At 67.1% G+C, this 18,804-nt stretch carries 19 protein-coding genes; 7 read left to right on the forward strand and 12 right to left on the reverse strand.

All coding sequences use genetic code 11. The features are described from left to right. Positions 1 to 67 precede the first annotated feature (67 nt). Positions 68 to 940: a L1 family subclass B3 metallo-beta-lactamase gene (gene blaL1 / locus AC5P9P_RS12865; RefSeq protein WP_049454169.1), complete on the forward strand. Its 873-nt coding sequence runs from the start codon at positions 68 to 70 to the stop codon at positions 938 to 940. 122 nt (positions 941 to 1,062) lie between these two features. On the opposite strand, the gene AC5P9P_RS12870 is transcribed toward blaL1, so the two are convergent. Further along, entirely contained in the window at positions 1,063 to 1,599 is a 537-nt protein-coding gene (locus AC5P9P_RS12870) for a DUF411 domain-containing protein (RefSeq protein WP_080356450.1), read from the reverse strand. 655 nt (positions 1,600 to 2,254) lie between these two features. Here AC5P9P_RS12870 and AC5P9P_RS12875 point away from each other — a divergent pair. Further along, positions 2,255 to 3,256, forward strand: coding sequence for a DUF4034 domain-containing protein (locus AC5P9P_RS12875; RefSeq protein WP_239524968.1), 1,002 nt, complete (start codon positions 2,255 to 2,257; stop codon positions 3,254 to 3,256). An 18-nt stretch (positions 3,257 to 3,274) separates the two neighbouring features. Here the strand turns inward: AC5P9P_RS12875 and AC5P9P_RS12880 are convergent, their stop codons facing one another. Continuing rightward, entirely contained in the window at positions 3,275 to 5,557 is a 2,283-nt protein-coding gene (locus tag AC5P9P_RS12880; protein WP_049403345.1) for an FdhF/YdeP family oxidoreductase, read from the reverse strand. Between the two features lie 244 nt (positions 5,558 to 5,801). Here AC5P9P_RS12880 and fdhD point away from each other — a divergent pair, with 244 nt between their 5' ends. Beyond that, a complete protein-coding gene (fdhD, locus tag AC5P9P_RS12885) occupies positions 5,802 to 6,641 on the forward strand; it encodes a formate dehydrogenase accessory sulfurtransferase FdhD (protein WP_049403346.1) in 840 nt (279 codons plus the stop codon). 172 nt (positions 6,642 to 6,813) lie between these two features. Here the strand turns inward: fdhD and AC5P9P_RS12890 are convergent, their stop codons facing one another. Beyond that, entirely contained in the window at positions 6,814 to 7,350 is a 537-nt protein-coding gene (locus AC5P9P_RS12890) for a carboxymuconolactone decarboxylase family protein (protein ID WP_033835021.1), read from the reverse strand. Positions 7,351 to 7,456: 106 nt separating this feature from the next. On the opposite strand from AC5P9P_RS12890, the gene AC5P9P_RS12895 reads away from it, so the two are divergent. Continuing rightward, positions 7,457 to 8,353, forward strand: coding sequence for an AraC family transcriptional regulator (locus tag AC5P9P_RS12895; protein ID WP_033835022.1), 897 nt, complete (start codon positions 7,457 to 7,459; stop codon positions 8,351 to 8,353). Between the two features lie 367 nt (positions 8,354 to 8,720). Here AC5P9P_RS12895 and AC5P9P_RS12900 read toward each other — a convergent pair whose 3' ends face one another. The 8 genes from AC5P9P_RS12900 to AC5P9P_RS12935 all read right to left on the reverse strand — a co-directional run bounded on the left by AC5P9P_RS12900 (position 8,721) and on the right by AC5P9P_RS12935 (position 15,344). After that, a complete protein-coding gene (locus AC5P9P_RS12900) occupies positions 8,721 to 9,278 on the reverse strand; it encodes a TetR/AcrR family transcriptional regulator (protein WP_005409827.1) in 558 nt (185 codons plus the stop codon). 4 nt (positions 9,279 to 9,282) lie between these two features. Continuing rightward, complete coding sequence (locus AC5P9P_RS12905) at positions 9,283 to 10,815, reverse strand: MFS transporter (RefSeq protein ID WP_111187960.1); 1,533 nt, start codon at positions 10,813 to 10,815, stop codon at positions 9,283 to 9,285. 150 nt (positions 10,816 to 10,965) lie between these two features. Further along, positions 10,966 to 11,709 carry a hypothetical protein gene (locus AC5P9P_RS12910; protein ID WP_111187959.1) on the reverse strand — a complete coding sequence of 248 codons (744 nt, stop codon included), beginning with the start codon at positions 11,707 to 11,709 and terminating at the stop codon, positions 10,966 to 10,968. After that, positions 11,709 to 12,329 carry a DUF3299 domain-containing protein gene (locus AC5P9P_RS12915; RefSeq protein WP_049403350.1) on the reverse strand — a complete coding sequence of 207 codons (621 nt, stop codon included), beginning with the start codon at positions 12,327 to 12,329 and terminating at the stop codon, positions 11,709 to 11,711. Before AC5P9P_RS12915 ends, AC5P9P_RS12910 begins: the two co-directional genes overlap by 1 nt. After that, positions 12,319 to 12,870: a DUF3299 domain-containing protein gene (locus AC5P9P_RS12920; RefSeq protein WP_033835026.1), complete on the reverse strand. Its 552-nt coding sequence runs from the start codon at positions 12,868 to 12,870 to the stop codon at positions 12,319 to 12,321. Before AC5P9P_RS12920 ends, AC5P9P_RS12915 begins: the two co-directional genes overlap by 11 nt. Before the next feature lie 2 nt (positions 12,871 to 12,872). After that, on the reverse strand, positions 12,873 to 14,126 hold the full coding sequence (locus tag AC5P9P_RS12925; protein WP_495232837.1) for an ABC transporter permease: 1,254 nt from the start codon (positions 14,124 to 14,126) through the stop codon (positions 12,873 to 12,875). After that, a complete protein-coding gene (locus AC5P9P_RS12930) occupies positions 14,119 to 14,814 on the reverse strand; it encodes an ATP-binding cassette domain-containing protein (RefSeq protein ID WP_111187958.1) in 696 nt (231 codons plus the stop codon). Before AC5P9P_RS12930 ends, AC5P9P_RS12925 begins: the two co-directional genes overlap by 8 nt. Next, on the reverse strand, positions 14,811 to 15,344 hold the full coding sequence (locus tag AC5P9P_RS12935) for a ZrgA family zinc uptake protein (RefSeq protein WP_495232838.1): 534 nt from the start codon (positions 15,342 to 15,344) through the stop codon (positions 14,811 to 14,813). The genes AC5P9P_RS12930 and AC5P9P_RS12935 overlap by 4 nt, the downstream gene beginning before the upstream one ends. Positions 15,345 to 15,375: 31 nt before the next feature. Between AC5P9P_RS12935 and AC5P9P_RS12940 the strand changes: the two genes are divergently transcribed. Then, positions 15,376 to 15,849 carry a MerC domain-containing protein gene (locus AC5P9P_RS12940; protein ID WP_049403354.1) on the forward strand — a complete coding sequence of 158 codons (474 nt, stop codon included), beginning with the start codon at positions 15,376 to 15,378 and terminating at the stop codon, positions 15,847 to 15,849. A 153-nt stretch (positions 15,850 to 16,002) separates the two neighbouring features. Here AC5P9P_RS12940 and AC5P9P_RS12945 read toward each other — a convergent pair whose 3' ends face one another. Next, a complete protein-coding gene (locus AC5P9P_RS12945) occupies positions 16,003 to 16,905 on the reverse strand; it encodes a LysR family transcriptional regulator (protein WP_005413602.1) in 903 nt (300 codons plus the stop codon). Positions 16,906 to 17,023: 118 nt separating this feature from the next. On the opposite strand from AC5P9P_RS12945, the gene dkgB reads away from it, so the two are divergent. Continuing rightward, complete coding sequence (gene dkgB, locus AC5P9P_RS12950) at positions 17,024 to 17,827, forward strand: 2,5-didehydrogluconate reductase DkgB (protein ID WP_495232839.1); 804 nt, start codon at positions 17,024 to 17,026, stop codon at positions 17,825 to 17,827. Positions 17,828 to 17,838: 11 nt separating this feature from the next. Then, positions 17,839 to 18,786, forward strand: coding sequence for a TIGR03571 family LLM class oxidoreductase (locus AC5P9P_RS12955; protein ID WP_184013640.1), 948 nt, complete (start codon positions 17,839 to 17,841; stop codon positions 18,784 to 18,786). Positions 18,787 to 18,804 lie beyond the last annotated feature (18 nt).

Below are 18,804 nucleotides of genomic sequence, written 5' to 3' on the forward strand. Positions count from 1 at the left end.
ATCTATGCGAGACGCGATGAAGGAGGCCCATGCTAGTTTCTGGGCCTCCTTCAAGCGGACGTGGATCATGCGTTTTACCCTGCTCGCCTTCGCCCTGGCCGTCGCTCTTCCGGCCGCCCACGCCAGCGCCGCCGAGGCACCGCTGCCACAACTGCGGGCCTATACCGTGGATGCGTCCTGGCTGCAGCCGATAGCGCCGCTGCAGGTTGCCGACCACACCTGGCAGATCGGCACCGAGGACCTGACCGCGCTGCTGGTGCAGACCGCCGAGGGCGCAGTACTGCTGGATGGCGGCATGCCACAGATGGCCGGTCACCTGCTGGACAACATGAAGCTGCGCGGCGTGGCCCCGCAGGACCTGCGATTGATCCTGCTCAGCCATGCGCATGCCGACCACGCCGGCCCGGTCGCCGAGCTCAAGCGTCGCACCGGCGCGCATGTGGCGGCCAATGCAGAAACGGCGGTGCTGCTGGCGCGCGGCGGCAGCAACGACCTGCACTTTGGCGACGGCATCACCTATCCGCCGGCCAGCGCCGACCGCATCATCATGGATGGCGAAGTGGTCACGGTGGGCGGCATCGCGTTCACCGCGCACTTCATGCCAGGGCACACCCCGGGCAGCACCGCCTGGACCTGGACCGACACCCGCGATGGCAAGCCGGTGCGCATCGCCTACGCCGACAGCCTCAGCGCACCGGGTTACCAGCTGAAGGGCAATCCCCGTTATCCGCGCCTGATCGAGGACTACAAGCGCAGCTTCGCAACGGTGCGGGCGCTGCCCTGCGATCTGCTGCTCACCCCGCATCCGGGCGCCAGCAACTGGAACTACGCCGCCGGCAGCAAGGCCAGCGCCGAGGCACTGACCTGCAACGCCTACGCGGATGCGGCCGAGAAGAAGTTCGACGCGCAGTTGGCCAGGGAAACGGCCGGGACCCGCTGATTCTGTAGCGTCGAGCTTGCTCGACGGAGCCGCAGAGCAGTCGATCACGGCTCGACTCTGCAAAGAGCAAGTCGGCCGCGAGGAAAGGTGCCGGTCAGACCGACCGGCACCACCACGGGCTGTCAGCCACCTTGCCCGTGCTGGGCAAACGGCTCGGTGCTGCCGTCGGTGCGCACCAGCTCGACGGTGTACGGCTGCACGTAACCGTCCGGCATTTCCATGCCCGGCGAACCGGCCGGCATGCCGGGCAGCACCAGCCCGCGCGCGGACGGGCGTTCGGCCAGCAGGCGCTTGATGTCCTCGGCCGGGATGTGACCCTCGACCACGTAACCGCCGATCTCGGCGGTATGGCAGGAGGCCTTGCCGACCGGCACGCCCAAGCGGACCTTGATTGGATTCATGTCATCGGTGTCGCGCACATCGACCTGGAAGCCGGCGGCCTTGAGGTGGTCGACCCAGATGCCGCAGCAACCGCAGCTGGCGGTCTTGTGCACGATGGCGACCGGCAAGGCCGGATCGATCTTGGCCGGGCTGGCCTGGGCCGGTGCCGGTGCCTCGCTGGCGACCGGTGCCGCGGAGGATTCTTCGGCGGCACGAGCGCAGGCGGTCGTGGCCAGCACGGTGCCCAGCAGCAGGCCGAGGGAGAGAGTACGGTTCATTGAGTGATTCCTTTGCAGAGGCGGGCAACGTAGCCCGCCGCCCGCGCATCGAAGGCGCGGGCAGAGTCGAGAAGAAGTCGAGCAGCTACGGCAGGCGCGTGAGGCCTGCAGGAAATCACGCGATGGGGGGGCGCAACGGGTCGAGTCTCGGCGGCGGTGCGCGTTGCTGGGTACTGGCCGGAACAGGCGCCTCGCGCCAGGGCGAGGCCGGTGTTCCGTTCAATGTCGCCAGCATGCCAAGACAGGCCGGCGGGCATTCGCACTCACCGCTCTGGCAGGCCGCCGGGGCCGCATCATCGCAGCAGCCGGCCGCAGCCATCGCGGCTGAGTGCGGTGCGGCGCAGTGATCCTGATTGGCTGGGCCGCTGTACGAAGACGCAGCGAGCGCCAGGGCCGGTGCATTCAGCACCAGGGCGACAAGCAACATCCATCGCAGCAGCAGGCCAGGCAGGTTCACCGGCCGATGATAGCCGATGCAGGCGCCCTGAACGTGGGGTTGGCAACGACCCTGACCGCTTGACGACCACGCGGCCGACTTGCGCGATGCCCCTTGCTATGGCGAGATGGCAATCGTGCCACCCTGCCTTGCCACGCCCCTGCCCCCCGTCCCCGACACGGAGTTCCCCTCATGAATGGATTCATGCGAACACTGCTTGTGGTGCTGCTGTTGTCGTGCGCAACCATCACCCACGCCGAAGAAGCAAGCGAAGATGAAGCAAGCGAACGCGCTGAAGTCTCCCGGCAGGCACAGCAGCTACTGGAGAAGCAGGATTTCGCCAGACTGGAGCAACTCGCCAGTCGTTACCGGGATACGGATCGCTACTTCAGCAGTGGTGTCTGGAAGCTTTCGGCATACTACGTAGGCATCGGCTATGCCTTCAGCATGAGCAACCGTGACCCGGCCTACTGGCAGGGTCGCGAGAAGCTCGTGCAGGCGTGGATATCGCGCTACCCCAGGTCGCCGTCGGCGCGCCTGGCCATGGCTGAGATGCTCAGCCGCCAAGGCTGGAGCATCCGCGGCCCCGGCTATGCAAATACGGTGAAGGAAGAGGACTGGGCACCGTTCAAGGCGCTGCAGCAGCAGGCCGTTGAGTACCTGCTGAAATACAAGGACATCGCCAGCACGGACCCGTATTGGTACGAGTCGATGGAACACCGGGCAATCGAACAGAGTTGGGATGCAGACCGCTTCTTCGCATTGCATGACGAAGGCATCGCGCGCTATCCGGGCTACTTCCCGCTCTACTTTGCTGCCGTGCGCTATTTCGCTCCGAAGTGGGGCGGCGATCCGGCTGGCCTGGAAGCCTATGCACGCAGGGTCATGGCTGCGGCCCCACCGCAGGACCAATACATGCTGTACGCCCGTATCTACTGGGTCGCCTCGCAGCGGGAGTACGAGGACCGTTTGTTCACCGAGTCGAAAGTGAACTGGCCGACCATGAAACGCGGCTTCGAAGACGTGCTGTCACGTTATCCCTCGCCATGGAACCTGCAATCATTTGCGTACTTCGCCTGCCAGGCCAATGATCCCGTCAAGGCCCGTGAACTGCTGGCGCAGATCCAGGAACCGATCGTTGGCGCTTGGCGGGATACGGCCAACTATTTCCGTTGTTCCTTTGCTCTGGATGAACCCAACCCACATGCCGAAGGCCCATAGGACTGGATTCATCCACGCCTAGGCGACCGCCGCCATCGCCCGCATCCGCACCGGGATCGACTTGGCCGCCGGCGTGCCGCTGATGCGGTCGTAGTAGTCCAGCGGCAACAGCGGGTTCAGTTCGGGGTAGTAGCCGGCCAGCGCGCCGCGCGGCATCGGGTAGTCCAGCACGGTCAGGCCCTCGACGCGCCGCTGCACGCCATCAGCGCTGATCGTCTCCAGGCTGACCCGCGCTTCCTTGTCCAGCCCGCGCGCCAGCCGGTCCTCGATGTTCATGAACAGCACCATGCGATCGTTGTACACGCCGCGATAGCGGTCGTTGTAGCTGTAGATGGTGGTGTTGTACTGGTCATGCGAGCGCACGGTGGCCAAGCGCAGCATGTCTGGGTCGTGCACGGGATCGTCCACATCCAGGCCGGGCATCACCAGGATGTTGGCCTTGCCGTTGGGCGTGGGCCAGACGCGGCGGCGCGGCGGGATGTCCAGATGAAAACCATGCGGCTGCTGGATGCGCTCGTTGAAACCGGTGTAGATCTCCGGGTACACCGCAGCGATCAGCTCACGGATGAGTGCGTAGTCGTGCATGCAGCCTGCCCAGTCGACCTTGCTGTGCGGCAGCGCGGCCATCGCCATGCGGCAGACAATCTCGACCTCGGGCAACACATCGGCGCTGACCGGTTCGAGCACGCCGCGCGAGGCGGTCACATTGGACATCGCGTCTTCGATGGTGACGAACTGCTCGCCGGCCGGCGTGACGATGCGCTCCGAGCGCGCCACCACCGGCAGGATCAGCGCATCGCGGCCATGAACCAGGTGCCCACGGTTGAGCTTGGTGGCGATGCCCACGGTCAGGTCCAGGCCACGCATTGCCTCGTACGCGCGCGGCGTATCGGGCACGGCATGGATGAAGTTGCCACCCAGGCCGATGAACACCTTGGCACTGCCCTCCAGCATCGCCTCGATGGATTCGACCACATGGTGGCCATGCTCGCGCGGCGGGTCGAAACCGAACACCTGCTGCACGCGGTCGAGATAGGCCGGCTTGGGCTTCTCGTCGATGCCGACGGTGCGGTCGCCCTGCACATTGGAATGACCCCGGATCGGCCCGATGCCAGCACCGGGCTTGCCGAAGTTGCCACGCAGCAACAGCAGGTTGGCGACCTGCTGCAGCAGGCGCGAGCCGTACTGGTGCTGGGTCAGCCCCATGCCGTAGCAGATCACGGTGGCATTGGAGCGGATGTAGATCTCCGCACAGCGACGGATCTGCGCCTGCGAAATGCCGGACACCTGCACGATCTGGTCCCAGTCCTGCGCCATCACGTCTTCGCGCAGCGGCTCCAGGCCCACCGTGTGTTCGGCGAGGAATGCATGGTCGAGCACACGCTCACCCTGCGCCTCGCGCTCGAACATCACCTTCATCATGCCCTTGATCAGGGCCAGGTCGCCGCCGATGCGGATGTGCACGAACTCGCTGGTGATCTCGGTCGAACCGAACGTGGCCATCTGCACCATGTCCTGCGGCTCGGCGAAGCGGATCAGCGCGCGCTCGGGCATCGGGTTGACTGCCACGATCGGAATGCCACGTTTGCGCGCCTCGACCAGGTTGCTCATCATCCGCGGTGAATTGGTGCCGGTGTTCTGGCCGATCACGAAGATCGCCTCGGCGTGCTCGAAGTCCTGCAGCACGATGGTGCCCTTGCCCACCCCGATCGCCGGCGGCAGGCCGCGGCTGGTCGGCTCGTGGCACATGTTCGAGCAGTCCGGAAAATTATTGGTGCCGAACTCGCGCACGAAGATCGAATACAGGAACGCCGCTTCGTTGGGCGTGCGTCCGGAGGTATAGAACTCGGCCTGGTGCGGGCTGTCCAGCGCCCGCAGATGGCGGCCGATCAGTGCGAAGGCATCGTCCCAGCTGCACGGCACGTAGTGATCGGTGGCCGCGTCGTAGCGCATCGGCTCGGTCAACCGGCCCTGCATCTCCAGCCAGTAGTCGGTCTGCGCCATCAGCTCGGTAACGGTATGCCGGGCGAACAGCTCACGACCGGCACGGAACTGGGTGGCTTCCCAGGCCAGTGCCTTCGCGCCGTTCTCGCAGAACTCAAGCTTCCTGCGTTCGTCGGCATCGGGGAACGCGCAGCTGGGGCACTTGAAGCCACCGGGCTGGTTCATCGCCAGCAACGCCTTCGACCCCTTGCCGATCACACTCTGCTGCAGCAGCACCTTGGCGGTGGCTCCGGCGGCACCCCAACCACCGGCGGGCTGGTTGTAAGGCTTGTAACGCGGCGGCTTCTGCTCGGACATGTTCGGGAACCTGACGGGAGGAACGCAGCAACAATGGGCACAACGCGGTCCGGCGACGCTTTCGAACGCACAGCCAGCCCCACAGTCAAACACGGCCTGCACGGCTTCGCCAGTGGGTGCGCGCTGTTTTCAGCGCAGCCTGCCATGACAACGGTTACACCTGCGTCAGCGCATGGCCACTGCGCTATTCTCGATGGCGTGGGTGGTCCACCACCTGCGTATCTCCCTTGTCCGGACGCGCTGCATGCCTGATTCGACCCCACCGCACGCCCCGCCTGCCGGCACGGCCCAGCGCCCGTTGCAGCGCTGGCGCAGCGAGGGGCGACAGCCCCTGGTCGACGTGGTGGCCGAGGAAGTGCCGGTGGCGCTGCGTTACAACGGCGCCGCCTTCGCGGTGATGATGGCCACGCCCTGCGACCTGGAGGACTTTGCGCTTGGGTTCTCGCTCAGCGAGGGACTGATTGCTACGCCCTCGCAGCTGCTGTCGATCGACATCCGCCCACAGCTGGAAGGCATCGAACTGCAGATGACCGTGGCCGAAGAGGCACCTGGTGCCGGCCTGGACCCCGCCAATGGGCGCCTGCTGCCCGGCCGTGGTGGCTGCGGCCTGTGCGGCACGCGCCAGCTGGAGGAAGTGCTGCGACCGCTGCCGCAGATCCGCGAACGCCGCAGCTATTCCGCCACCGCCCTGCAGCGGGCGGTGGCGACATTGGCCCAGCACCAGCCGATGAATGCGGCAAGCGGTTCGATCCACGCCGCGGCCTGGGCCGACGCCAGTGGGCGCATTGGTTGGGTACGCGAGGACGTGGGTCGCCACAATGCACTGGACAAGCTGATCGGCGCCCTGCACCACAACGAACACGCCATCGAAGGCGGCCTGCTGGTGATTTCCAGCCGCGCCAGCTACGAAATGGTGAGCAAGGCAGCGCGTGCGGGAGCCAGCGTGCTGGCGGCGGTTTCGGCGCCGACCGCGCTGGCGATCGACCTGGCCCGCAGCGCCGGCCTGTGCCTGGTCGGGTTCGCACGGGAGAGCGGGTTCAATGTGTATACCCATCCCGAGCGGCTGCAGGCAGACGACATTTAGCATCGACTGGGTAGTCGTCGACTGGGTAGAGTCGACTGTCAGTCGACTGCTCTTCGTTCAGCCCCCCGAAAACCCCGCGCTGCGCGCGATAGTCGACTGACAGTCGACTCTACCCGGTCGGCTCCATTCAGACCGGCCCGGGCGACCACTGCCACCCGGGCCAGGCCAGATCTCAGCGCAGCGCGACCTTCGGGAAGTCCACCGGCACGTCGAACGCTACGTTGACATAGTTGGTGAACAGGTTGAGCGCGACGTGGGCGAGGATCTCAACGATCTGCTCATCATCGAAGCCAGCCTCACGCAACGCCTGCACATCGCCATCGGCAATCTGCGCTCGTTGCTCGACTACCTTCAGCGCGAAGTCCAGTGCCGCCGAGGTGGCCGGATCGCTGGACTGGCCGATCTGCGCGGCGGCCATCTGCTCGCCGCTGGCGCCGGCCCTGCGGCCCAGCGCGGTGTGCGCGGCCAGGCAGTACTCGCAGGCATTGCGGTTGGCGATGGCCACGGCGATCTGCTCGCCCAGCAGCGGCGACAGTCGACCGCCGCCCAGCGCGCCGAACGCACCCCACATGCTCTGCAGGGCGGCCGGCGAGTTGGCTACGGCACGGAACATGGCCGGGGTGGCGCCGAAGGCGGCGTGGACCTGGCCCAGCAGGGCCTGACGGTCGGCGGTGGTGTTGGCGGCATCGATCAGTGGGACACGGGACATGGTGGATCTCCTTGGGAAAGCGCCCGGGATTGGACGACCCGCTCATCCTAGGTAGACTCCCTGGACGAATCAGGCGCAATAAACCACACATGTTGTCCATTCATCCATGAGCGTGTCCGCCGACGCTTCCACACCCGACCGCCTCTCCTCTCTGCTGGAACGCTTCCGGGTGCAGGCCGCGCTGTTCCACAGTGGTCCGCTGTGCGGGCGCCACGTCTTCGAGCCGCAGCCCGGTCGTGCCTTCCTGCACATCCTGCGCCAGGGTGAAATGGAGGTCCGTCATCCCGGGGGCGATATCGCGCTGCCCCGGTTGAAGATCGACACACCCAGCCTGCTGCTGTATCCGCAGCCGCTGCACCATGTGTTCTTCAACGCACCGCTGGATGGCCCGGATTTCACCTGCGCCACGCTGGACTTCGATGGCGGCGCGCGCAATCCGATCGTGCAGTCGCTGCCACCGGTGATGGTGGTGCCGCTGGCGGCGATCGGCGAACTGGATGACACCCTGCACCTGCTGTTCGCCGAGGCCGATCGCCAGCGCTGCGGTTCCCGGCTGCTGACCAACCGCCTGTTCGAGGTGGCGCTGATCCAGATCCTGCGCTGGGTGGTCGACCACCCGGATGCGGCGGGCGTCAGCCATGGGCTGATGCGCGGGCTGTCCGATGCGCGGCTGGCCCGTACGCTGGTGGCGATGCACCAGGCGCCGCAGGACGAATGGGCGCTGCCGCGCATGGCTGCGACTGCCGGCATGTCGCGCAGCGCGTTCGCGGCCGTGTTCAAGGAGGTGATGCAGGCGACGCCGGCCGCTTATCTGCTGGACTGGCGGCTGAGCTTGGCCTGCGCGCAGCTGCGGGCAGGCGTGGCGGTCAAGCAGGTGGCGATCGAGGTCGGGTTTGCCGATACCGCCTCGCTGTCGAAGGCGTTCCGCAAGCGGCTGGGAGCATCGCCGAGGGCGTGGCTGGCCGCGGGCGCCGCGCAGGCTGGGCAGACGCGCGAGGGGTAGAGTCGACTGTCAGTCGACTAGCGCGCGAAGCGCGGGATTTTCGTTGTCTGACCGAAGGGCAGTCGACTGACAGTCGACTCTACCGAAGCGGCGTTTCCGTGGCCTGACCGAAGGGCAGCCGACCAGCGGTCGGCTCTACCACGGGCGATGTCTGCGCGCCGGCTGGCTGCTCAACTGGACATTCCGTCATTCTCGCTGTCGAAGGCGTTCCGCAAGCGGTTGGGGGCCAGGCTGGGCAGACGCGCGAGGGTAGAGTCGACTGTCAGTCGACTGTCGCGCGAAGCGCGGGGTTTTCGTTGTCTGACCGAAGGGCAGCCGACCAGCGGTCGGCTCTACCACGGGCGATGTCTGCGCGCCGGCTGGCTGCTCAACTGGACGTTCCATCCGACTTCGCCAACAACCCGGCGATGCGCTCGGCAACACGGGCGCGCACGCCTTCGTCCAGTTGGCCTTCGTACATTGCCTCGTAGATCCACAGGCCATCGGCGGCCAGGCGCGCCACGAAATTGTCGAGCGTCGTTGGATCGACATTCCCAGCCTCCGGCGCGGATGGTGCCCAGCGCCGTACCGCCGGTCCCCACGGACGCTCATCGGCGTCCGGGTCCGCCGATTCCAGCATGAACATCAGTTCGGCACGGGTGGCACTCTGCGCCGAGACACGCACGAAGGTCTGGTAGCGCTCCAATGCCGTCGCTTCATCCGCGCGCTTGCCCAGCAGCGTTTCCATCGACGTTTCCCAGGCCTGCACCAGGTGCTCGTCGATGCCGCGCAGCAGTGCCTCGCGCGACGGGAAGTGGTACAGCAGGCCGCCGCGGGTCAGCTTGGCCTCGGCCGCCACCGACTCGAAGGTCACCGCTCGCACGCCATCACGATTGATCACGTTGACGGCGGCGTCGAGGATGCGGTCGCGCTTGCTGGTTCTCATCGTTTCATTTTACGCGATCGGCCGCGCCCTCGCGGCCGCCGACGCGGCCGCGCAGCAGGCGCGCGATGATCGCCGCGCCCACTGCCAATACCGTCGTGATCACCAGCAGCACGATCTGGTAGCCACGGTCATACGCGGCCGCAGCCAGTGCGAACCACTCACCCTGCCCGCTCTCGCGCGCGACATGCAGCGCCTGGGTGAAACCCTCGCGGGCAAGCACCGGCATATCGGCCGAGACCGGCAGGAACGCGCTGTACATCGCCGCGCTCAAGCTGCCCAGCAACGCCACCGCCAGCAGGCCACCAAATTCGTAGGACACCTCTTCGACCGACGAGGCCATGCCTGCGCGGTGTGCCGGCACATTGTTGAGGATGGCGGTGGATGCCACCGAGATGGCCGAGCCCATGCCGAAGCCGGTGATGGCCATACCAGCCACCACCCAGCCAAGGCCGTGCGGGAAGCCGAACGCCACCATGCCGACGCCCAGCGCACCTGCGGCCAGGCCACCACAGATCAGCGGGCGCAGGCCCACCCGGTGCAGGATGCTGCCGCCCAGCAGCGCGCTCGGAAGGCTGCCCATTGCCGCCACCGAGACCAGCAGACCCGCCTGCAGCGGCGTGAAGCCTGCCACCAGCTGGAAGCGCTGGGTGGTGACCAGCTGCAGGCCGGCCATCGCGAACAGGGTGAACACCGCCGACAGCGTGCCGGCCAGGAACGCAGGATTGCGGAAGATCGCAAAGTCCAGCAGCGGGTACGGCAGCTGTTGCTGGCGGCGCGCGAACGCCGCACCGCTGATGACGGCCAACAGCAGCGCGCCTGCGCCCAGCGCGTACGACGGCGGCGTAGCGATCAGCGACTTGATCGCCAGCACCAGGCCGGACAGTGCGGCCAATGCCAGCACCGAGGACACAAGGTCCCATGGCCGCGAGGTGTCACGCTGTCCTTCCGGCGCCAGCAGCAGCGTGGCCACGAACGCGACCACCACCACCGGCACGTTGATCAGGAACACCGAGCCCCACCAGAAGTGCTGCAGCAACCAACCGCCAATGATCGGGCCGAGCGCCGCACCGACGATGGCCACCGAACCCCAGATCGCGATGGCGATGTTGCGTTCGCGCTCTTCGTGGAAGCTCAGGCCGATCAGCGCCAACGTGGCCGGCATCATCGCTGCGGCACCGACTGCCAGGAGGGCTCGTGCGGCAATCAGCTGAGCTGCGGTGTCGGCGAACGCCGCGGCCAGCGAGGCGACGCCGAACACCACCAGGCCGATCAGGAACATGCGGCGATGGCCGATGCGGTCGCCCAGCGTGCCCGCACCCAGCAGCAGGCCGGCCATCACCAGCGGATAGGCGTTGACGATCCACAGCGCCTGGCCGGCACTGGCCGAGAGTTCCTCGGTCAGCGTAGGCAGTGCGGTGTAGAGCACGGAGTTGTCGAGCGTGACCAGCAGCAGGCCGGCGGCGACGGTAAACAACAGCGCCCAGCGACGGGCACGCGACAGGGCCGGAGCACCGGCCAGGGGCTGGGACAAAGCCATGGGGAAACCTGATGGGGAGCGGAAAACGGCCATAACTATACAGGATGTCCTGTATAGTTATGAAAACAGCGCCGCCGATTCAGATTGGGGCCCAGGCAATGTTCATGTTGTCGTGCTCTCATGCCGGGTCGTGCCCGGTGTCAGGGATCATCACCGACAGTCTTCCGGCAGCGCGGCAACCGCCGATACCACCGCCGCCTGCATGCCCTTCCCCACAGCCATGTCCAGTTCCCCGCTAGTTCCGCCATGCTGGCGCCGCAGTTCGTCCTCGCACAGCCCGCGCACCCGCGCACGGGCCTGTGCGCGCAGGCTGCTGCACCGCCAATCGGTGCCGCCCAAAGGCAACACCGAGTACACCACGCTGTTGCAGGCATTGCCGGCGCGCTGCTGCAACGACAGCCCGCCGAAATCCCGCGGTTCGCTGCTGCGTTGCGGGTCGAAGTAGCTGTCCGGGAACGTGCGCGCGTACTGTTCGATGTCCACGGCCATGCGGCGTCCACCGGCCAACGGCATCTGCAGCGTCTGCCCGCACGGCGTCGCGTCGGCGCGATGCTGGATGTACTGGTAGATCGGCCGGTCCAGCGATGGATCCTGCTGGGTCACCGCGCTGACTGCCGCCAGCACCGGCAGCGATGCACGATTGGCCATGCGCGCCAGCACTCCCGCCTGCGCCGGCTGGCAGCGGTCGCGCAATGTTGCCGCGAGCAGGAACAGCACGTCGTTGCGGAATGCGTGGTCGTCACCCAGGCGCTGTTCGATGCGCTGGCTGGCATTGGACGTCGGCGCCGGAAACGCGACCGCAGGCGGCGCGATGGGTGCGCGCTGCCGCTGCCACCACAGCAGCACCACCGCGCCCAGCAGCACCCCGGCAGCCATGATCCATCGCCTGCGCATCAGTTGCGGATCGCCGTCAGCGTGGCCGCCGCGGCATCGTAGGACGCGCTGGCGATATCCGCATCGAAACGCTTCACCTGCAGACGACCGGCAAGCCGGTACGGATCCCACAGATCGCCCAGTGCGATCGGCGTCGCCAGGGTCACGTGGATGATCTGGTTCGGTGGTGGTGGCGGCACGTGGATGCACGCGCCGTAGAACGGCACGAACAGCAGTTCATCCACCAATCCTGCATCGTTGGTGCCGAGTGGTACCACGTAGCCATCCAGATCCACCGCGCGACCATTGACAGCATCGACCACCCGCGAAGAGCCGAACTGTTTGGCGCGATCCGGGCTGGAATGGTCGATCTCCAGCCCCGGTGGCGTGCCCGAGCCGGTGTCGTCGATCAGGCCACCCACGCCGTCCATGCCATTGCGTGACAGGCCGATCTGCGGCGGCGGTCGCTGGTAGGTCACTTCGTCGGGTCGCAACGCGTCCCAACGGTCGATGGGGGCTTCGGCCGTGGCGGAGGGCGCCGGTTTGTCCTGCGGCGTGACCCCCACCGCATCGCCGCCAGGCGCCGTACAGCCCGCCAACCACAGGCATCCCAACGCCAGCAACAGGTGACTACGGTTCATAGGGCCTCAACTGTGCGTCACGCATGGTGTAGGCCGAACCGGCCAGATCGTCGTCCAAGCGTTCGGCACGCAGAGTGCCGGCCAGGAAGAACGGCGAGTACATGTCAGGCATGTCGATCGGGCGCGGCAGCACCACGTGCACGATCTGGTTCGGCGGCGGTGGTGGCACGTGGATGCAGGCGCCGTAGTACGGCACGAACAGGAATTCGGTCAGCCGCCCGTCCTGCGCGTTGGCCAGCGGTACCACGTAGCCCGGCAGGCGCACTGGCCGCTGCAGAACCGTGTCCACCGTGCGGAAGGTGCCGAACTGCGGCATGCGCCGGTTGCCGTTGTGCTCGACCTCCGGGCCCTCGCCGCGTTCCAGCGCGGCCAGCTCGTCCTTGGGCATCATCTGCAGCCAGTCCAGCTCCTGCTCTGCCGCATCCGCAGCGTCAGCGCGGTCGACAACCGGCGCGGGTGGCAGGGCCTGCACACCGGTATCCACCGGCCGCTCGCAGGCAACCAGGGCCAGTACCATCGGCAGCGACAGCATCCAGCGCATGCTCAGCCTCCCGGTGAAAGGCCATCGGCCAAGGTGCGCCGGTAAGCGAGCAACGCCGGGACCAGCCCAGCCACCGCACTGATCGCCAGCACGCCTGCCACCCAGGCCAGCTCACGGCCGTCCGGCCAGACATGGGTGATCGACAGACCGAAGGTGGCCAGGGCCCAGCCGCGCCCGGCAACGCTGGCGGCCACCAGAAGCACCAGCGCCAGCACGCAGGCCGCCGCGCTGGTCGCCACCGCCTCCACCACCAGCAGGCCGGCGATGTAACCCGGCCGTGCCCCGGTGGCACGCAGGATCGCCATCTCGCGCCGCCGCTCCTGCAGGGTCGAGACCAGCAGCGCCACCAGCGAGACCATGCCGAGTGCCACCACCATCGCGCTGATCAGCTGCAGTGCGCGCTCGGCGGTGCCCAGCGACTGCCACAGCTGCTGCAGGGTCACGCCGGGCAGGATCGCCAGCATCGCCTCGTCCGGATACTCGTTGATCCTGCGCTGCACCGAAAACGTGGCAATGCGCGAGTTCAGGCCGAGCATGAAGGCAGTGATGCTGGTCGGGGTCAGATCCAGATGACGCGCCTGCTCGGCGCTGACGCGCTGGCTGCGCAGCTGCACGCCCGATCGCCAGTCGACATGGATCGCCTCGATGGCCGGCAGCGAGACCAGTAGCGACGAGTCCACCGGCGTGCCGGTGCGCTGCAGGATGCCGGCAACACGGAACGGCTTGTCGGAATGCGTGGCCAGGGTGACCGCACCGGTGCCGTGCGCCAGCACGATCTGGTCACCCAGACCGACCTTCTGCGCGCGCGCCACCTCGGCACCGATCACCACGTCATACAGATCATCGAACGGCCGTCCGTCCGCGAACGCAAGCGCGTGCCCGGCGCCGTAGCGGTAATGCTCGAAATAGCCATCGCTGGTGCCGACCACGCGGTAGCCGCGCCACGAATCGCCCAACGAGAGCGGCACCGCCCACTTCACCTGCGGCAAGGCGGACAGCTCCTGGTAGGACTGCCAGGACACGTTGTTGGTCGGGTCGCCGATATGGAACAGCGAGTACAGCAGCAGGTTCACCGGTCCCGAACGCGCACCGACGATCAGGTCGGTGCCCGATACGGTGCTGGCGAACCCCTCGTGCGCCTGCGTGCGTACACGCTCGACGCCCAGCAGCAGCACCACGCTGAGGGTGATGACCAGCACGGTCAGTCCCACACTCAACGCACGGCTGCGCAGGCTGGCCCAGGCAAGCTCAAGCATGGCCGGCACCTGCCTGGTTGATCTCGGACAGTGAAATCGTGCGGTCGAACAAGGGCTGCAGGCTGTCGTCATGGCTGACCACCAGCACCGTGGTGCCGGCCGCCTGGCACTGCGCGGACATCAGCTTCAGGAAAGCGGTTGCCGCTTCACGGTCAAGCGCCGAGGTGGGCTCATCGGCCAGCAGCAATGCCGGACGACCGATCAGGGCGCGTGCTGCCGCCACGCGTTGTTGCTGGCCGACACTGAGCCTACCCGCGGGCCGCTGCATAAGCTCAGGGTTGAGCTGCAGGGCCTGCAGCAGGCGGGCGATCTCGGCATCCAAAGGCCCACTGATGCGCGCGCTGCGCAGGCGCGAAAAGCGCAGGCCCAACGCGATGTTGTCGCGCACGCTGAGGAACGGCAGCAGATTGAACTGCTGGAAGATCACGCCCAGCTGGTCGGCGCGGAAACGATCCCGCGCCGCGCCTCCCATGTCCTGCAGCGCCTGGCCGGCCACCTCGACACGGCCCTTGCCGGGCAGCAGCACGCCCGCCAGCAGGCCCAGCAGGGTACTTTTGCCGCCACCGCTGATTCCGCGCAGCAACACGCTGCTGCCCTGCTCGACCCATAACCGCGGGATGTCCAGCACCCGCTGCATGCCGTAGCCGAACTGCACGTCTTCCAGCGAGATCACCGGTGCCGCGCTCACGGTGCCAGCACCACGCGCAGGTTGTCGGGCGTCAGCACGCTGCGGTTCTGGCCATTGGCGGTTGCGCTGTTGACGATGACTTCGTGCAGGCCGGGGAAAAGTACGGGCAGGCGCACGACGATGGCGCGCAGCGCGGCAGGTTTCGCACAGTGATACTGCAGCGTTGCGCTGAAACCTGCGTGCCGGTGCTGTCCCGGCGGCGGCGCGGCGGCCGTCGCGTCGAAGCCCTCTGCATCGGCTTTACCGGTGGTCAGACGGCAGCCCGCGGCGGTGGGCAAGGTGACCCAGCTGCCGCCCTTCAGCACTGTCGTAGCCCGTGCCAGCGCGGCCTGCTCGGCTGCATTGGCCGGCGGTCGCTCGTAATCGAGGATGCCGATGCCGGGGGCATGAAGGGCGAATTCCAGCGTGTGCTGGTCAAGCGCAACATCGACGGTCGCCTGGCCGTGCACGTGCGGTGCGTCCTGGCGGATGTCATGGGCCTGCACGGCACCGGCAGCCAGCAACAGGAAAAGAGCAGCAGAACGCTTCATGGGGAGACTCCAATTGTTACTATGTAACATTATGGACCACATCCCCACGACGCCCGCAAGGGCCCTGGCCCAGCCGCCAACTTCGGCACGCTGGCACCCCCGCTTCGATCTCGCCGGTGCCTGGCTGTCCCTGGCCTGCGCCGCCCATTGCATCGCCCTGCCCCTGCTGCTGGCCTTCGTGCCGGCCGCGATGATGGCGCTGCGCTCGTTCCAGCATCCCGGCCATGGCGCGATGACATTGCTGTTGACGATGTCGCGCTGGGAATGGCTGTTCGCGCTGCTGGCCTCGTCGCTGGCCTTGGCCAGTACGACCGCTGGGGTGCACCGGCATGGACGCTGGCAGCCCCTGTGGTGGGCGTGCATCGGCGCCCTCCTGCTGCTGTCGGCCTCGCTGTACCTGCCGCTGAAGGAATCGCTGCTCTGGCACGGCGTGGCCACAGCCAGTGGTGGCGTGCTGCTGGCATGCGCGCACATCGGCAACCGGCGCGCGCTGCGCACCCGCTGACACCGGCCGCGGGTCGGTTGAAACACGCCATCCACGCATGGCGTGGATCTACCGAAGCGTTCAACGCAGCCAGTGGTAGTGCCGGCCGCTGGCCGGCAGCTGCTGTGATCCGGCAGGTGGGGAAAGCCGGCCAGCGGCCGGCTCTACCCCTCCTTATTCGTCAAACGGACGCTGGCCGAGCGTCTGCGTCACGTGGTCGACGAAACAGGTGATGCGGGCGGCCAGCGCGGTGTTGCGGTAGTACACCGCGTTGATCGGCTGCCGCACTTCCTGCGTCTGCCTGGCGAACAGCTGCACCAGGCGGCCATCACGCCGGTCCTGGCGGGTCAGGAAATCAGACAGGCAGGCGATGCCCAGCCCGGCTACCGCCATCTGCCGCAGTGTCTCGCCACTGGATGAAGCGATGGCCGGCTCGATCACGAAAGGCCCGCCATCGGCATCCTGCAGCGGCCATTCGTTCAACGAACTGGGCTGGGTGAAACCCAGCAGGTCGTGCTCACGCAGCTGCTCCACGCGCGTGGGCGTTCCCTGGCGGCGCAGGTATTCGGGGCTGGCCACCACCCGGATGCGGCTGTGGCCGATCGGCCGCGCATGCAGGGTCGAGTCGCGCAGCACGCCAATTCGGAATGCTACGTCGGTGCGCTTCTCGATCAGGTCGGTGATGCCTTCATTGGAATTCAGCTCCAGCTCCACCTGCGGGTAGCGCTCACGGAACCCCTCAAGCAGCGGCACGATCACGTGCAGCATGAACGGCGTGGCGGCGTCCACGCGCAGGCGTCCGACCGGCTGCAGCCGCCGCGCGGCCATCTGTTCCTCGGCCTCGTCCACCGTGGCCAGGATCGTACGCGCGTACTCCAGGAACGCCGCGCCTTCCTCGGTCAGTTCCAGCCGCCGCGTGGTCCGTCGCAGCAGCGTGGTCTGCAGCTTGTCCTCCAGCCGCGCCAGGGTGCGGCTGGTGGCCGAGATGGTCAGTTCCAGCGCCTCGGCCGCCGCCGTGATCGAACCGCTGTCGACCACGGCCACGAAGGCCTTCAGCTCATCCAGGGTGGTTTTCATTTTTTACCTCGGCGCAAAAGCGTTTCCCGTATACACGGCTTAATCAACAAATGTAAAGCACCCACACTTCGCCCTGTCCCGAGCCCACCGGCTCTCAACGAAGTCCCTGGAGTCCATCATGAGCGTTCCTTCCTTTGGCGTCGGCACCTTCCGCCTGACCGGCCAGACCGTCATCGACTCGGTGCGCAACGCCCTCGACGTTGGCTACCGTGCAGTCGATACCGCGCAGATCTATGGCAACGAAGCCGAAGTCGGCCAGGCCATCGCCGAATCCGGCGTTCCGCGCGACCAGCTGTTCCTGACCACCAAGATCTGGGTGGACAACTACGCTGCCGACAAGCTGATCCCGAGCCTGCGCGACAGCCTGGCCAAGCTGCGCACCGACTACGTCGACCTGCTGCTGATCCACTGGCCGGCGCCGGGCAATGGCGTTGAACTGCGCGAGTACATGACCGCGCTGGCCGAAGCCAGGACGCTGGGCCTGACCCGCCAGATCGGTGTGTCCAACTTCAACATCGAGCTGACCCGGCAGGCCATCGAGGTGGTCGGTGCCGGCCAGATCGCCACCAACCAGATCGAACTGAGCCCCTACCTGCAGAACCCGGCACTGACCGCCTTCCTGCAGGACCAGGGCATCACCGTGACCTCCTACATGACCCTGGTCTACGGCAAGGTACTGAAGGATCCGGTGCTGGCCGCCATCGCCGACAAGCACCAGGCCACCGTGGCCCAGGTCGCGCTGGCGTGGGCGCTGCAGCGGGGTTACTCGGTCATTCCGTCCTCGACCAAGCGCGAGAATCTGGCCAGCAACCTGCTCGCCCAGGACCTGCACCTGGATGCCGATGACATGGCCGCGATCGCTGCACTTGACCGCAACGGCCGCGAAGTCGATCCGCCGGGCCTGGCCCCGGCCTGGGACTGAGGAGCCTGGCCATGGGCAGTGCGTTGGCGCGGCTGCAGGCCGGTGGTTTCAGCATCGGCATCGAAGCACCGCTGGACAATGACTGGACGCCGCTGGGCGAACAGGCACGACGCGCCGCGCGACGCCTGCCCGGTGAACCGGACCTGCAGCGCCATGCGGAACTGGCACGGTTGGCCGACCGCCTCGGCTTCCGTGCGCTGTGGGTACGCGACGTGCCGGTGTACGACCCGGCCTTCGGCGATGCGGCGCAGGTGTTCGAGGTATTCAGTTACCTCGGCTACCTGGCCGGCATCACCAATGACATCCTGCTGGGCACCGGTGCGGTGGTGCTGCCGATCCGTGAGCCGTTGCTGACCCTGAAGTCGGCGCGCAGCGTGCAGCGGCTGAGCGGCGACCGCCTGTTGCTGGGCGTGGCCAGTGGCGACCGCCCGGTGGAGTACCCGCTGTTCGGTCGCGACTTCGACAGCCGTGGCAGCCGTTTCCGCGAGCAGATCGCATTGCTGCGCGAAGGCGCCGCCGCGCACCTGCCGCAGGGCCTGGACGTGCTGCCCGCCGATGGCCAGGCCCTGCCGTTCTTCGTGGCCGGCCTGGCCCAACAGCAACCAGCATGGATCGGCCAGCACATGGACGGTTGCCTGGCCTACCCGGGCACGCCGCAGGACCATGCGCAACGCGTGGCGGCGTGGCGCGCCGTGGCCGGCAACAAGCCGTATGCCAGCTTCATCCACCTGGACCTGGTGGACGATGCCGATGCCCCCCTGCAGCGCTGGCGCTTCGGCCTGCGCGGCGGCCGCAACGCACTGCTGGCCGAGCTGCACGCCATGCAGTTGGCCGGTGTCGACCACATCGGCCTGCAGTTCCGCCGCAACGAACGGCCGTTGGCCGAAACCTTCCACGAAATAGCCGAGTACGTGCTGCCGCACTTCCCGGCCCATGCCGGCGCCGCCGCGACGGCCTGACAGTTACCGGAGCTTTGC

It is taken from the genome of Stenotrophomonas sp. YJH_SMC_14-1, from assembly GCF_059372275.1.